The following is a 13,874-nucleotide window of genomic DNA, read 5'->3' as shown; positions in this document are numbered from 1 at the left end:
TGAAACGGATCACCCATTCGAGCGAAGGTTCGCAGGTTTACGGTTTCGAACCCCGCGACCTGCGGCCGACCGGGGTTTCGATCCTCGACCGGGCGGCCGGGGAAGGAGCGCCCGCGCCGACCGGATGCCCGGCACACCGATATCAAGTCGTTGCCCGGCTCAGTGGGCGAGCGTCTCCAGCCAGTCGGCGTCGATGGTGCCCTCGGCGACGATCACCGCGGGTCCGGTCATCTCGATCTCGCCGTCGGGCCGCTCGGTGATCACCAGGGTGCCGCCGGGCACATCGACGGTGTACGTCGCCGGGGTACCGGTGACCGCGGGGTCGGCGCCGTCCCGGCGGGCCGCGGCCACGGCGACCGCGCACGCGCCCGTGCCGCACGAGCGGGTCTCACCGGCGCCGCGCTCGTGCACGCGCAGGGCGACGTGCCGGTGGCCGCGGTCGACGACGAACTCGACGTTCACCCCGTCCGGGTAGGCCGACGCGGGGCGGAACGGCGGCGCGGAGCGCAGGTCGCCGGCGTGCGCGAGGTCCGCCACGAAGGCCACGGCGTGCGGGTTGCCCATGTTCACGTTCCGCGCGGGCCAGCTGCGCTCGCCGACGCTCACCGTGACGTCGCCCTCGGGCAGGAGCGCCTTGCCCATGCCGACCGTGACGTCCCCGCCCTGGGCGAGGCGCACGCGCTTGACGCCCCCGCGCGTGGCGATCGCGAGGTCTCCCTCGGTGATGTGTCCGGCGCGCTGGAGGTAGCGGGCGAAGACGCGGACGCCGTTGCCGCACATCTCGGCGATGGAGCCGTCGCCGTTGCGGTAGTCCATGAACCACTCGGCCTCGGCCGCCATGTCCTTGGCCTCGGGGTGGGCGGCGGACCGCACGACGTGCAGCAGGCCGTCGCCGCCGATGCCCGCGCGCCGGTCGCACAGGGCGGCGACGGCCGAGGGGGGCAGGTCGACGGCGTTCTCGGGGTCCGGGACGATCACGAAGTCGTTCTCGGTGCCGTGACCCTTGAGGAAGGCGATCCGCGTGCTCATGCCTCGATCGTACGGGGCGCCACCGACAGTGCCCGAAGCCCGGTCAGCGCAGCCTTGCCACGCGCCACACGGCCAGCACGACGACCACGGCCACGACGAGGACGTACGCCAGCACCACCCGCCAGTCCGGGCGCCTGCCCGAGCCGCGCTGCGGCAGGCCGGGCCAGGTGTGCCCCACGCGGCGGGCCGCCATCATGCCCCAGCCCGCGGCGCACGAGCAGATCAGCAGGCCCAGCATGGCGATCACCGCGCCGCTGTCGCCGAAGTCGAAGGCGAGCGGGAAGGCGAACATCAGGGAGCCGACCGCGGCCAGCGACACGATGGGGGCGAGCTGCCAGATGCGCAGTCGGCGCTGCGGGCGCAGCTCGACCTCGACCTCGGGGCCGCTGGTGAACATCTCCTCCGGCTCGGGGCCGTCGGCGGTCACGCCGCCCTGTGTGTCGTCGGGTCCGTCCGGGCTCAGACGGTCGCCGTCCTGCTCCGGTTCGCCCCGGTCACTGGTGACGGGTTCGGTGCCTTGTGCGGTGTCGCGAGGGCCGGCCTCCATCGCCACGCGCCCTCCCAACTCGGACTCCACTTGGTCGATCGAAGCTCGATGATGGCACGGCGCCGGAGGCCGCGATGACGGCCGGAGCGTCCCGATGCCAGGACGTGATCAGGCTGTAACCGGTCGTTCGACCAACGCCAGTGCGAGGTGCGGAAGTTCTGTGAGATCCGCCGCAGCCCCACTCAGCCAGTGCACCCGGGGGTCGCGCCTGAACCATGAATCCTGACGGCGCGCGAAGCGTTTGGTGGCTCGTACGGTCTCGGCGCGGGCCTCCTCCAGGGTGCACCCCCCGGCGAGCGCCGCGAGGACCTGCTGGTAGCCGAGCGCGCGCGATGCCGTACGCCCCTCGCGCAACCCTTGCGCCTCCAGTGCGCGCACCTCCTCGACGAGCCCCGCGTCCCACATCCGGTCGACGCGGCGGGCGATGCGCTCGTCGAGTTCGGGCCGGGCGACGTCGACGCCGATCTGGACCGTGTCGTAGACCGAGTCGTGGCCCGGGAGGTTGGCGGTGAAGGGCTGGCCGGTGATCTCGATCACCTCGAGGGCGCGGACGATACGGCGGCCGTTGCTGGGCAGGATCGCGTGCGCGGCGTCCGGGTCGGCGGCGGTCAGGCGGGCGTGCAGCGCGCCCGAGCCGCGCAGCGTCAGCTCCTCCTCCAGGCGCGCCCGGACCTCGGGGTCGGTGCCGGGGAACTCCAGGTTGTCGACGGCGCCGCGGACGTACAGGCCGGAGCCGCCGACCAGGATCGGCCAGCGCCCTTCGGCGAGCAGCGCGTCGATCCGCTCCCGGGCGAGCCGCTGGTACTCGGCGACCGAGGCGGTGACGGTGACGTCCCAGATGTCCAGCAGGTGGTGCGGGACGCCGGACCGCTCCTCGGGCGTCAGCTTGGCGGTGCCGATGTCCATCCCTCGGTACAGCTGCATGGAGTCGGCGTTGACGACCTCGCCGCCGAGCCGCTGGGCCAGGAAGACGCCCAGATCGGACTTTCCGGCCGCAGTGGGGCCGACGACGGCGATGACGCGGGGGGCGGGAGGTGTGCTGCTCACCGCCCCAGTCTCGCAAACCTCACGGGGTGGCCTCGAACGAGTTACGTGACGGGGCGGATCCGGCGTCGTTGCCAGTTGCGTGGTTCGCGCCGCCGGTCCCCGGGAGGCGGCGATCCGGGCGACGCAAACGGACGCACCGGACGACGCGGGATTTCGCCCGCACGAGTAACGTATGGAGTTGATATGGGCGTTTTGGCACGGCTTCTTCGGAGGTCGAAGGCGTCGGAGGAAGCGTCGGCCGCCGAGGCAGGGGCCGGCACCACCGCGGCCGGGACCGAGGCGGAAGAGGCGGCTCAGGCGGAAGAGGTCACCGAGGCGAAGGAGCCGGCCGGAACCGAGGCCCGGGCTCCGCGGGAGGCGACGGCGGCCGTCGGGTCCGAGTCGGCCGACGGCGTCGAGATCCCCAAGCAGCAGTCCGCCGACGAGGCGGCCGAGCGAGAGGCCGGCGAGGGCGCCCGCAGCTGACGATCCCGCGTGGGAAGGCGAACGATGGGTCTCCTGGACAATTTGAAGGCCAAGCTCGGACCTGCCAAGGGCAAGGTGTCCGACCTCGCCCAGCAGCACGGCGACAAGGTCCAGCACGGCCTGGACAAGGCTGCCAAGGTCGTCGACGAGAAGACCAAGGGCAAGTACAGCGACAAGATCCAGAAGGGCTCGGGCAAGGCCAAGGGCGCCGTGGACCGACTCGCGCACAAGGACGAGGGCGGCACAGTGACGGGGACCGGCACGGGCACGGGCGGCGGCACGGGCACGGGCGGCGGCACGGGCACGGGCGGCGGCACGGGGACCGGCACCGGCACCGGCACGGACACGGGCGGCGGCGCCACATCGCCGTACTCCCCGCCGAACCCCCCGCCGCACACGCCGCCGAGCACCCCGCCCGGCACGCCGCCTCCGACCACCTGATCAAGGCGGCACGGCACCACGGCTGACGGCCGGGAGCAGACTCGCTCCCGGCCGTCCGCCGTCGTGCCGGCGCTACGACCAGGTCGCGACGAGGTACCCGACGCCGTACGGCGCGCTCTCGTACAGCAGCGCCCCGGACAGCCCGGCACCCTCCGCGGCGCCCGCGAGCACCTGCCAGGGCGCCCGGCCGGACGCCATGAGCTCGTACGCCAGCTCGGTGTCCAGCGCCCTGAGCGCGCCCAGGTCCGCCGCGCCCAGCGCTCGCGCGACGGCGGCGTCGAACGGTTCCGCGCGCTCGTCGAGGTAGCCGGGTGCCTTGAGCGTGCGGCAGGCGCTGGCGTCGCCCATCACCAGTATCGCCACCCGGTCCGGGCCCGCGGCGATCTCCCTTCCCACTTCGATACACCGCTCGGCGGCCAGAGGTTCCCCCACCCCCAGTCCCTCGACCGGGGCATCGACCCATCCGACCCGCTCCAGCAGCCAGGCCGCCACCGCCAGCGACGCCGGCAGCTCGCGCCCGGACCCGGCAGCCGTTCCCAGCTGTACGTCGACTTCCACGCCGAAGCCCCGGAAGGAGCCCCGCGACCCCGCCGGGAACGTCCCGCGCCCCTCCTCCCCGGCGGGCCCGACGACCAGCAGCCGGTCGGGCCGCGCGGCGGCCAGCACCCCGAGCGCGTCCGCGCACGCGGCACGCGCGGCGTCCAGCTCGGGCGCCGCCCCCGAGGCGACCTCGGGCACGAGCAGGGGCGGACAGGGACAGACGGCGGCGGCGACAAGCATGATCGGCAGCGTAACCCCGCGCTACCCCAGCCGACAGCCGAGGCCCGCCCCACCGCAGGCACAGACCAGGCCCACGCGAACCCCAGGCGTCAGCCGAGCCCTGCGCCACCACGGTCATCAGCCGAGGCCCGCGCCACCGCAGCCGACAGCCGAGGCCCGCCCCACCCCAGCCCGACAGGCGAGACACGCACGACCGCAGCCGAGACCCGCACGACCGCAGCCGTCAGTCGCGGCCCGCGCCACCCCAGCCGACAGTCGAACCCCGCCCCACCCCAGCCGTCAGCCGAGGGCGCAGCCTCCGGTGGTCGTCGGCAGTGGCTCCGGGGCGCCGATCGTCGGCAGGCCCAGCATCACGCCCGCCGGCTCGGCCGCCGCCGCGGCGGTGCGCTTCTGCCAGGCGTCGCCCGCGCGCGTGCGGCGCACGGAGAGGACGTCGCCCTCGGCCAGGAGGTGGTGGGGGGCGGCGTAGGTGATCTCGACCGTGACCACGTCACCGGGGCGGACCTCCTGGCCCGGCTTGGTGAAGTGGACCAGGCGGTTGTCGGCGGCGCGGCCGGAGAGGCGGTGGGTGGCGCCGTCCTTGCGGCCCTCGCCCTCCGCGACCATCAGCTCCAGCGTGCGGCCGACCTGCTTCTTGTTCTCCTCCCAGGAGATCTCCTCCTGAAGGGCGACGAGACGCTCGTAGCGCGCCTGGACGACCTCCTTGGGGATCTGGTTCTCCATGGTCGCGGCCGGGGTGCCGGGCCGCTTGGAGTACTGGAAGGTGAACGCCTGCGCGAAGCGGGCCTCGCGGACCACGTGCATCGTCTGCTCGAAGTCCTCCTCGGTCTCGCCGGGGAAGCCCACGATGATGTCGGTGGTGATCGCGGCGTGCGGGATCGCGGCCCGCACCTTCTCGATGATCCCGAGGTAACGCTCCTGCCGGTACGAGCGGCGCATCGCCTTCAGCACCGTGTCCGAACCGGACTGGAGCGGCATGTGCAGCTGCGGCATCACGTTCGGGGTCTCCGCCATCGCCGCGATCACGTCGTCCGTGAAGTCGCGCGGGTGCGGGGAGGTGAAGCGGACCCGCTCCAGGCCCTCGATCCTCCCGCAGGCCCGCAGCAGCTTGCTGAAGGCCTCGCGGTCGCCGATGTCGCTGCCGTAGGCGTTGACGTTCTGCCCGAGCAGCGTGATCTCGGAGACGCCCTCGGCGACCAGCGCCTCGACCTCGGCGAGGATGTCGCCGGGGCGGCGGTCCTTCTCCTTGCCGCGCAGGGCCGGGACGATGCAGAAGGTGCAGGTGTTGTTGCAGCCGACGGAGATCGACACCCAGGCCGCGTAGGCGCTCTCGCGCCGGGTCGGCAGGGTCGACGGGAACGCCTCCAGCGACTCGGCGATCTCGACCTGCGCCTCCTCCTGCACGCGGGCGCGCTCCAGCAGGACGGGCAGCTTGCCGATGTTGTGCGTGCCGAAGACGACGTCCACCCAGGGCGCCTTCTTCACGATGGTGTCGCGGTCCTTCTGCGCCAGGCAGCCGCCGACCGCGATCTGCATCCCGGGCCGCGAGACCTTCCTAGGCGCGAGGCGTCCGAGGTTGCCGTAGAGCCGGTTGTCGGCGTTCTCGCGGACGGCGCAGGTGTTGAAGACGACGACGTCGGCGTCACCGTCGGCATCCTCGGGGGCGCGGACGTAACCGGCCTCCTCGAGCAGTCCGGACAATCGCTCGGAGTCGTGGACGTTCATCTGGCACCCGTAGGTACGCACTTCATACGTTCGCTTGACGTCCACGGCGTGGCTCCGGTCGATGCTGCTCATGGCACAAGGGTAAGGGCGCGCCGGGAGCGCCCTTCCCGGCAACCGCATCAGGGCTCGATCAGCCCGGCCCGGATCGCGTACCGCGTCAGCTCCAGGCGGTCCCGCACGCCCAGCTTCTGCAGCAGGTTGGCCCGGTGCCGCTCGACGGTCTTCGCGCTGATGAAGAGCAGCTCGCCGATCTCCTTGGAGGTGTGCCCCTCGGCGACCAGCTTGAGGATCTCCTCCTCGCGCTCGGTCACGGGCCGCTCCGGCAGCCGGTCACCGCCGTGCAGCCGCTCCAGGTAGGAGCGGACCAGGGCGCGTTCGGCCCCGGGGCAGATGAACGGTTCGTCGCGTACGGCCGCCCGGCATGCCGACGAGATCGCGGTCGGCGACGGACTTGAGGACGTACCCGCCCGCGCCCGCCTTCAGCGCCTCGAAGAAGTACTGCTCGTTGTCGTACATGGTGAGGATCAGGATCCGCAGGTCCGGCAGTCGCCGGGAGAGTTCCCTGGCCGCCTGCAGGCCGGTCATGCGGGGCATGGCGATGTCCAGCACCGCGAGATCGACCTCGCGGGAGCGGGCCAGCGCCACCGCCTCGGCACCGTCGGCGGCCTCGGCGACGACCTCCAGGTCCGGTTCGCCGTCCAGGATGAGCCGTACGCCCCGGCGCACCAGGGTGTGGTCGTCGGCCAGCAGCACCCGGATCGGCATCAGCGGCCTCCCGCGGCCCCGGCCGGCACCCGCAGCCGGATCTCGGTACCGCCGTCCGGCCCCGGTCCCACGGCCAGCTCGGCCCCCACCAGCAGCGCCCGCTCCCGCATCCCGCGGATTCCGGCGCCCTCAGGGGAGTCCCCGACGCCCTTGCCGTTGTCGCGTACGACGAGTTCGACGCCGTAGGAGAGGACGTGGAGCGTGATCTCCGCGCGGTCGGCGCCGGCGTGGCGGGCGGTGTTGGTCAGGCCCTCCTGGGCGACCCGGTAGAGCACGAGTTCGGACTCCTCGGTGAGCGGGGGCGCCTCGGCGGGCACGTGGTGGCGGACGGTCAGGCCGTGCGTGGTGAACTCGGCGGCGAGCGAGCGCAGGGCGCTGACCAGGCCGAGTTCCTCCAGGACGCCGGGGCGCAGCCGGCGGGCGATGCGCCGGATCTCGTCGAGGCCGGCCTGGGTGGCCTCCTGCGCCTGGCCGACGTCCTCGCGCAGTTCCGCGGGCACCCGGTCGGCGACCCGCTTGAGCTGGAGCAGCACGGCGGTCAGCGTCTGGCCGACCTCGTCGTGCAGTTCCCGGGCGATCCGGTGGCGCTCCCGCTCCTGCGCGGACAGCGCGCGGGCGGCCCCGGCGGCCCGCTCGCTCTGCAACCGGTCGAGCATCGTGTTGTACGTCGTGATCAGCTCGGCCGCCTCGGCCGGTCCCGCGACCACCGCGCGGGCCCCGGGCCGCAGCAGGTCGGCGGCGGCCATGGCGCGGCCGAGCCGGTGCAGCGGGGCGAGGCCGAGGCGGAGCACCAGGGCGTTGGCGACCAGCAGCAGCGCGAGGCCCGCGACGACGACCAGTGCCTCGGCGGGCAGCACGGGTGTCGAGACGGTGACCGGACCGAGCAGCAGTGCCGCGGCCACCACCAGGCCCGCGGCGTTGAGCGAGAAGATCCGCCAGAACAGGGACACGGGCGCGTTCCGGCTCCTTCCGGCGCTCCGGGGCATGGCCGTCACCAGCCTCGGTGCTCGAGTCCGATCGCGTATATCCGTGACGACACCCATATCGCCACCGTACGGGGGCCTGGCAGCATGCCGACCGAGCCATCGAAACGATCACGAACGGCAAGGGGAACAAACGTGTCAGCTCCACGCCTGAAGCGGACGCCGCTGCCCGGCATCGGGGTCCAGTACGACCTCGTGACACGGGAACACCGCCATCTGTCCGTGGTGGCACACCGCGACGGCGGCCGCACGGTGAACGTGTACCGGGCCGACGATCCCGACTCGTGCCTGCAGTCGCTGCGGCTGACCGGCTCCGAGGCGGACTCGCTGATCGACGCCCTGAAGCCGTCCCATCACAGCGCGAGCCTGCTCTACACCACCGATCTGGGCCTGGTCGCCGAGCGGATCGAGGTGGCCGCGACCTCGCGCTGGAACGGCCGGCTGCTCGGCGACACCCGGATGCGCACCGAGACGGGCGCCTCCGTGGTGGCGGTGCTGCGCCGGGCCGAGGCGATCCCGTCCCCGGCGCCGGACTTCCGGCTGGTGGGCGGCGACACCCTGATCGTCATCGGCACCCGCGAGGGCGTGGACGCCGCCGCGTCGATACTCGGGCGGGAGTGAACCGGTGCACTCCGGCATCCTGCTGATCGAGTTCGGTTCGATCATCCTCGGTCTGGGTCTGCTCGGCCGGGCCGCCGCCCGCTTCCGGCTCTCGCCGATCCCGCTGTACCTGCTCGCCGGGCTGGCCTTCGGCGAGGGCGGGCTGCTGCCGCTCGGGGCCAGCGAGGAGTTCATCGCCGCGGGCGCGGAGATCGGCGTCATCCTGCTGCTGCTGATGCTGGGCCTGGAGTACACGGCCGGCGATCTCGTCACCAACCTCAAGGCCCATTACCCCGCCGGCCTCGTCGACTGCGCCCTCAACGCCGTTCCGGGCGCGCTGGCGGCCCTCCTGCTCGGCTGGGGTCCGGTGGCGGCCGTGGTGCTGGCGGGCGTCACCTGGATCTCCTCCTCGGGCGTCATCGCGAAGGTCCTGGGCGACCTGGGCCGGATCGGCAACCGCGAGACACCGGTGATCCTCAGCGTGCTGGTCCTGGAGGACCTGGCGATGGCGGTCTACCTGCCCATCGTCACGGCCCTGGTCGCCGGGGCGGGCCTGCTGGCGGGCAGTGTCACGCTGGCCGTCGCGCTGGGCGCGGCGGGACTCGTCCTGTTCGTCGCGGTCCGCTACGGCCGGGTCATCTCCCGTTACGTCTCCAGCGACGACCCGGAGAAGCTGCTGCTGGTGGTGCTGGGGCTGACCATCCTGGTCGCGGGCGTCGCGCAGCAGCTCCAGGTGTCCGCGGCGGTGGGCGCCTTCCTGGTGGGCATCGCCCTGTCCGGGGAGGTGGCGGAGGGCGCGCACACCCTGCTGAGCCCGTTGCGGGACCTGTTCGCCGCGGTGTTCTTCGTCTTCTTCGGCCTCCACACCAACCCGGCGAGCATCCCTCCGGTCCTGCTGCCCGCCCTCGCGCTCGCGGTGGTGACGGCGGTGACGAAGATCGCCACGGGGTACTGGGCGGCGCGCCGGGCGGGCATCTCCGTCAAGGGCCGCTGGCGCGCGGGCGGTGCCCTGGTGGCCCGCGGCGAGTTCTCCATCGTCATCGCGGGGCTGGCGGTGGGCTCTGGCATCGAGCCGTCGCTGGGGCCGCTGGCCACGGCCTACGTCCTCATCCTGGTGATCGTCGGCCCGCTGACGGCACGGTTCACGGAGCCGGTGGCGATGTGGTGGACGGAACGCGGACCGGCGGTGCGCAAGCGGCAGGAATCCCGGCGGTACGAGGAAACGGAGGCCCCGGTGGCCGACGTATAGCGGCGGGGGCGCGGCGCCGCCCCTGGTCAGGGGGGTGAAGGGCCTGGCAGTATCGCCGCATGCCCACGCTGTTCCCCCCTGTCGGCAGGCGCCGGGCCCTCCAGGGCGCCGTCGCCGGCTTCGTCGCGCTCGGGCTACTGCTGTGGTGGCTGCTGCCGCTGGGCGAGGACCCGCCGAGCGGGACGATCACCTTCAGCACGGGCACCGAGGCCGGGGTGTACCACGAGTACGGCGAGCGGCTCCAGAAGGAACTCGCCAAGGACATGCCGGGCCTGACGGTCAAGCTGGTGACGAGCGCCGGCTCGCTGGCGAACGTGCGCAGCGTGGCGACCGGGGACGCCGACGTGACCATCGCCGCAGCCGACGCGGTGGACACCTACGAGACCGACGGCGGCACCAACGCGGACCTGCTGCGCGGGGTGGCGCGGCTGTACGACGACTACGTGCAGCTGGTCGTCCCGCCGGACTCCGACATCGAGTCCGTCGCGGACCTGCGGGGCAAGCGGGTGGCCATAGGGCTGCCGAACTCGGGTGTGCGGCTGATCGCCAACCGGGTGCTGCGGGCGGCGGGCATCGACCCGGAGAAGGACATCACGCCCCGCTCCGACGGCATCGACACCGGACCCGAGCGGCTGGGGTCCGACCTGGACGCGTTCTTCTGGTCCGGCGGCCTGCCCACGCGCGGGCTGCGGGAGCTGGCCGAGACCTCCGCCTTCCGGTTCGTGCCGATCGAGTCCTCGATGGTCGCCCGGGTGCACGCGCAGGGCGGCGCCACCCGCTACTACCGGGCCACCAACATGCCGGAATCGGCCTACAAGACCATTCAGAACGGCTCCACGGTCGCGACCATGGCCGTCTCCAACCTGCTGGTGACCCGCAAGGATCTGGACCCCCGGCTCACCGAGTGGCTGACCCGGACCGTGCTCGACAGCCGGGACGGCATCGGTGCGCACGTCCACTCCGCCCAACTGGTCGACGTACGCACCGCGATCTACACCGACCCCCTCCCGCTGCATGAGGGCGCCCGGCGCTACTACCGCTCGGTCAAGCCGTAGCCTCGCTGCGCGGCACCCGCACCGTCACCTTCAGTCCGTGCGGCTCGTGATGGCCGTACGCGAGGGATCCGCCGCCCGCCGAGAGCAGGGCCCGGGAGATGGACAGGCCCAGGCCGGAGCCCTTGACGTTCTGATGGCGGCCGCTGCGCCAGAAGCGGTCACCGATGCGGACCAGTTCCTCGTCGGTCAGCCCGGGCCCGCGGTCGGCGACCACGACGGTCGCGCTGTCGCCGTTGGAGGCGACCACCACCTCGACCCGCTCGCCCCGCGGGGTGAACTTCACGGCGTTGTCGATCACCGCGTCCAGCGCGGACGACAACGCCACCGGGTCCACCCAGGCGGTGGTGGCCGGGCAGTCCCCGGTCAGCTCGACCCCCTTCGCCACGGCCGTCGGCGACCAGGCGGCGACCCGCTCGGCGGTCAGCGCGCCGATGTCGGTGAGCCGCAGGTCGGCCGCGGTGTGCTCGGCGAGCGCGAGGTCGAGCAGGTCGTCCAGGACCTGGGCGAGTCGCTTGCCCTCGGCCTGGACCGAGGCGATCTCCTGATTGCCCTCGGGCAGTTCGAAGGCGAGCAGCTCGATCCGCAGCAGCAGTGCCGCGAGCGGGTTGCGCAGCTGGTGCGAGGCGTCGGCGACGAAGGCGCGCTGCTGCTCCAGGACGCCCTCGACGTTGTCCGCCATCTCGTTGAACGACCGGGCCAGGCGCTGGAGTTCCGGCGGTCCGCCGGCCGCCGCCACCCGGGACTTCAGCGCGCCGCTCGCGATGGCGTGGGTGGTGGCGTCCAGGACGCGTACGGGCCTGAGCACCCAGCCGGTGAGCCGCAGGGCGGCGCCGACGGCGAGCAGCATCGCGGCGAACTCGCCCGCGGCGATGACCAGCCAGCCGTACAGGATGCGCGAACGCATCTGTCCGGTGGGCGAGTCGGTGACGACGACCGCGACGACATCGCCGTCCCGGATCACCGGTGAGGCGACGACCAGGCGGTTGCGCTGCCAGGGCCACACCTGCCGCGGGTCGTGGCTGCGCCGGCTGAGCAGCGCCTCCTCGAAGGCGTCGCGCACCTCGCCCGACTCGGGCAGGAACCAGGTCCGCGGCGCGTTGGCCAGCGGGGCGTCGCCGGGCAGGAAGACACCGGCCCGGATGCCGTAGACGCCGTGGTAGCTCTCCAGCTCCCGGCTCAGGGTGCGGCCCTCGTCGCGCGGGCCCTCGGGGGTGTCCATGACGGACCGGGCCATGGCCGCGAAGTAGGCCGTGTCGTCGATGCGGTCGACGACCACCTTCTGCTGCTGGGCGGCGGCCAGGCTGACGGCGAGCGGCACCCCGAGCGCCAGCAGTACGGCCGCCATCAGAACGATCAGCAGCGGAAGGAGTCGCGTGCGCACCCGTCCCCGCTAGGCGGCCGGGGCGACGAGCCGGTAGCCGACCCCGCGCACGGTCTCGATCAGGGCCGGCATCCGCAGCTTGGCCCGCAGGGACGCCACATGCACCTCCAGGGTGCGTCCGGTCCCCTCCCAGCTGGTCCGCCACACCTCGCTGATGATCTGCTCCCGGCGGAAGACCACGCCGGGCCGCTGGGCGAGCAGGGCCAGCAGGTCGAACTCCTTGCGGGTCAGCTGGACGACCGAACCGTCCACGCTGACCTGCCGGGTGGGCAGTTCGATGTGCACCGGGCCCAGGCGCAGCACGGTGTCGCCGCCGGCCGCGGGGTCGTCGTGGACGGAGCGCCGGCTGACGGCGTGGATCCGGGCGAGCAGCTCACCGGTGTCGTACGGCTTGACCACGTAGTCGTCGGCGCCGAGGTTGAGGCCGTGGATGCGGGAGCGGACGTCGGAGCGGGCGGTGACCATGATCACCGGGGTGCTGGTGCGCTTGCGGATCTTGCCGCAGACCTCGTAGCCGTCCTGGTCGGGCAGGCCCAGGTCGAGCAGGACGACGCCGAAGCCGGCGCCCTCCGGGACAAGCGCCTGCAGGGCCTCCTCGCCGCTGCGGGCGTGCGTGACGTCGAAGCCGTGCCGGGCCAGGACCGCGGACAGGGCGGCGGCGACATGGTTGTCGTCCTCGACGAGGAGCAGTCTCATCCCGTCTCCCTCCTGTTCATCGGCCGTACGGGTGACCTCACTACACACGAAGCGTGCACGCGCGCGCGTGCACCCTGGCAGTCACGCTGATGGACGAGGACGCCGTCAAGTGGGTTCCGGTTGCGCGGAGCTTGTCGTTACCCACCCGGTACGCGCCCAGGTCTCCGGGGCTACGACACGTGTCTGATTGCTACCGGATCGTGATGCTCAAATTCCCCTCAGGACTAATGACGCAGGTCGGATACGGTTATTAGTGTCCTCCGAAACCGAGGAGGACGGAGCCTGAGAGCGATGACCGAAGTATCGGTGGCCAAGGAAGACGTGGCTGCGACCGGCGACCTGGTCGTCCTGAAGAGTGTCAACAAGCATTTCGGCGCGTTGCACGTGCTCCAGGACATCGACCTGACGATCGCCCGCGGCGAGGTCGTCGTGGTCATCGGGCCCTCCGGGTCCGGGAAGTCCACCCTGTGCCGCACCATCAACCGCCTGGAGACGATCGACTCGGGGACGATCGTCATCGACGGCAAACCGCTGCCCGACGAGGGCAAGGAGCTGGCCCGGCTGCGCGCCGACGTCGGCATGGTCTTCCAGTCGTTCAATCTCTTCGCGCACAAGACGGTGCTCGAGAACGTCATGCTGGGCCAGATCAAGGTCCGCAAGGCGGACAAGAAGAAGGCCGAGGAGAAGGCCCGCGGCCTGCTCGACCGGGTGGGTGTGGCGAACCAGGCGGACAAGTACCCCGCCCAGCTCTCCGGCGGCCAGCAGCAGCGCGTGGCCATCGCACGCGCCCTGGCGATGGACCCGAAGGTCATGCTCTTCGACGAGCCGACCTCGGCCCTCGACCCGGAAATGATCAACGAGGTGCTGGAGGTCATGCAGCAGCTCGCCCGGGACGGCATGACCATGATCGTCGTCACCCATGAGATGGGTTTTGCCCGTTCGGCCGCCAATCGTGTGGTGTTCATGTCGGACGGGCGGATCGTCGAAGAGGCTGTGCCGGACCAGTTCTTCAGCAACCCGCGCAGCGACCGTGCCAAGGACTTCCTGTCCAAGATCCTGCACCACTGACGACGCACCGGCGCTCTCGCAGGCCCTGCGTCACCGCACCGAC

The 13,874-nt window shown here is 72.3% G+C and carries 14 protein-coding genes and 1 pseudogene; 6 read left to right on the top strand and 9 right to left on the bottom strand.

Annotated elements, in window-relative coordinates; all coding sequences use genetic code 11:
• Window positions 1-159: 159 nt before the first annotated feature.
• The 3 genes from dapF to miaA form a co-directional block, all read right to left on the bottom strand.
• Window positions 160-1,029, bottom strand: a complete 870-nt coding sequence (dapF, locus tag ACWD1Z_RS27565) for a diaminopimelate epimerase (protein ID WP_451122280.1) — start codon at window positions 1,027-1,029, stop codon at window positions 160-162.
• 43 nt (window positions 1,030-1,072) lie between these two features.
• Window positions 1,073-1,576, bottom strand: coding sequence for a hypothetical protein (locus ACWD1Z_RS27560; RefSeq protein ID WP_451122357.1), 504 nt, complete (start codon window positions 1,574-1,576; stop codon window positions 1,073-1,075).
• Between the two features lie 108 nt (window positions 1,577-1,684).
• On the bottom strand, window positions 1,685-2,623 hold the full coding sequence (miaA, locus tag ACWD1Z_RS27555; protein ID WP_451122279.1) for a tRNA (adenosine(37)-N6)-dimethylallyltransferase MiaA: 939 nt from the start codon (window positions 2,621-2,623) through the stop codon (window positions 1,685-1,687).
• Window positions 2,624-2,806: 183 nt separating this feature from the next.
• On the opposite strand from miaA, the gene ACWD1Z_RS27550 reads away from it, so the two are divergent.
• Together ACWD1Z_RS27550 and ACWD1Z_RS27545 are read left to right on the top strand one after the other, a co-directional pair.
• A complete protein-coding gene (locus tag ACWD1Z_RS27550; protein ID WP_451122278.1) occupies window positions 2,807-3,088 on the top strand; it encodes a hypothetical protein in 282 nt (93 codons plus the stop codon).
• Window positions 3,089-3,112: 24 nt separating this feature from the next.
• Window positions 3,113-3,529, top strand: coding sequence for an antitoxin (locus ACWD1Z_RS27545; RefSeq protein WP_451122277.1), 417 nt, complete (start codon window positions 3,113-3,115; stop codon window positions 3,527-3,529).
• A 72-nt stretch (window positions 3,530-3,601) separates the two neighbouring features.
• Here the strand turns inward: ACWD1Z_RS27545 and ACWD1Z_RS27540 are convergent, their stop codons facing one another.
• The 4 genes and pseudogenes from ACWD1Z_RS27540 to ACWD1Z_RS27525 form a co-directional block, all read right to left on the bottom strand.
• On the bottom strand, window positions 3,602-4,309 hold the full coding sequence (locus ACWD1Z_RS27540; RefSeq protein WP_451122276.1) for a class III extradiol dioxygenase subunit B-like domain-containing protein: 708 nt from the start codon (window positions 4,307-4,309) through the stop codon (window positions 3,602-3,604).
• A gap of 279 nt (window positions 4,310-4,588) precedes the next feature.
• Entirely contained in the window at window positions 4,589-6,106 is a 1,518-nt protein-coding gene (gene miaB / locus ACWD1Z_RS27535) for a tRNA (N6-isopentenyl adenosine(37)-C2)-methylthiotransferase MiaB (protein WP_451122275.1), read from the bottom strand.
• 47 nt (window positions 6,107-6,153) lie between these two features.
• A pseudogene (locus ACWD1Z_RS27530) lies at window positions 6,154-6,799 on the bottom strand (response regulator).
• Window positions 6,799-7,749, bottom strand: a complete 951-nt coding sequence (locus ACWD1Z_RS27525; RefSeq protein WP_451122274.1) for a sensor histidine kinase — start codon at window positions 7,747-7,749, stop codon at window positions 6,799-6,801. The pseudogene ACWD1Z_RS27530 and the gene ACWD1Z_RS27525 overlap by 1 nt, the downstream one beginning before the upstream one ends.
• 168 nt (window positions 7,750-7,917) lie before the next feature.
• Between ACWD1Z_RS27525 and ACWD1Z_RS27520 the strand changes: the two genes are divergently transcribed.
• Genes ACWD1Z_RS27520 through ACWD1Z_RS27510 form a run of 3 tightly spaced genes read left to right on the top strand, consistent with a single transcriptional unit; the run spans window position 7,918 to window position 10,686 of the window.
• Window positions 7,918-8,403, top strand: coding sequence for a cation:proton antiporter regulatory subunit (locus tag ACWD1Z_RS27520; RefSeq protein ID WP_389420987.1), 486 nt, complete (start codon window positions 7,918-7,920; stop codon window positions 8,401-8,403).
• 4 nt (window positions 8,404-8,407) lie between these two features.
• On the top strand, window positions 8,408-9,631 hold the full coding sequence (locus tag ACWD1Z_RS27515) for a cation:proton antiporter (protein WP_451122273.1): 1,224 nt from the start codon (window positions 8,408-8,410) through the stop codon (window positions 9,629-9,631).
• Between the two features lie 59 nt (window positions 9,632-9,690).
• Window positions 9,691-10,686 carry a TAXI family TRAP transporter solute-binding subunit gene (locus ACWD1Z_RS27510; protein WP_451122272.1) on the top strand — a complete coding sequence of 332 codons (996 nt, stop codon included), beginning with the start codon at window positions 9,691-9,693 and terminating at the stop codon, window positions 10,684-10,686.
• Here the strand turns inward: ACWD1Z_RS27510 and ACWD1Z_RS27505 are convergent.
• Window positions 10,676-12,067, bottom strand: coding sequence for a sensor histidine kinase (locus ACWD1Z_RS27505; protein ID WP_451122271.1), 1,392 nt, complete (start codon window positions 12,065-12,067; stop codon window positions 10,676-10,678). The two genes, ACWD1Z_RS27510 and ACWD1Z_RS27505, sit on opposite strands and share 11 nt — an antisense overlap.
• A 9-nt stretch (window positions 12,068-12,076) precedes the next feature.
• Entirely contained in the window at window positions 12,077-12,763 is a 687-nt protein-coding gene (locus tag ACWD1Z_RS27500) for a response regulator transcription factor (RefSeq protein WP_389420983.1), read from the bottom strand.
• 291 nt (window positions 12,764-13,054) lie between these two features.
• Between ACWD1Z_RS27500 and ACWD1Z_RS27495 the strand changes: the two genes are divergently transcribed.
• Entirely contained in the window at window positions 13,055-13,831 is a 777-nt protein-coding gene (locus ACWD1Z_RS27495; protein ID WP_451122270.1) for an amino acid ABC transporter ATP-binding protein, read from the top strand.
• The last annotated feature ends 43 nt before the right edge of the window (window positions 13,832-13,874 follow it).

The sequence above is a fragment of the Streptomyces sp. NPDC002784 genome, assembly GCF_053592135.1.
Note: the sequence above shows the minus strand (reverse complement) of the source record. Positions and strands in the feature narration are given on the sequence as shown.

Bases quoted from the DNA above. Each gene is read 5' to 3' on its own strand.
- dapF (WP_451122280.1), bottom strand. From the start codon at position 1,029: ATGAGCACGCGGATCGCCTTCCTCAAGGGTCACGGCACCGAGAACGAC.
- ACWD1Z_RS27560 (WP_451122357.1), bottom strand. From the start codon at position 1,576: ATGGAGGCCGGCCCTCGCGACACCGCACAAGGCACCGAACCCGTCACC.
- ACWD1Z_RS27550 (WP_451122278.1), top strand. From the start codon at position 2,807: ATGGGCGTTTTGGCACGGCTTCTTCGGAGGTCGAAGGCGTCGGAGGAA.
- ACWD1Z_RS27545 (WP_451122277.1), top strand. From the start codon at position 3,113: ATGGGTCTCCTGGACAATTTGAAGGCCAAGCTCGGACCTGCCAAGGGC.
- ACWD1Z_RS27540 (WP_451122276.1), bottom strand. From the start codon at position 4,309: ATGCTTGTCGCCGCCGCCGTCTGTCCCTGTCCGCCCCTGCTCGTGCCC.
- miaB (WP_451122275.1), bottom strand. From the start codon at position 6,106: ATGAGCAGCATCGACCGGAGCCACGCCGTGGACGTCAAGCGAACGTAT.
- ACWD1Z_RS27510 (WP_451122272.1), top strand. From the start codon at position 9,691: ATGCCCACGCTGTTCCCCCCTGTCGGCAGGCGCCGGGCCCTCCAGGGC.
- ACWD1Z_RS27500 (WP_389420983.1), bottom strand. From the start codon at position 12,763: ATGAGACTGCTCCTCGTCGAGGACGACAACCATGTCGCCGCCGCCCTG.
- ACWD1Z_RS27495 (WP_451122270.1), top strand. From the start codon at position 13,055: ATGACCGAAGTATCGGTGGCCAAGGAAGACGTGGCTGCGACCGGCGAC.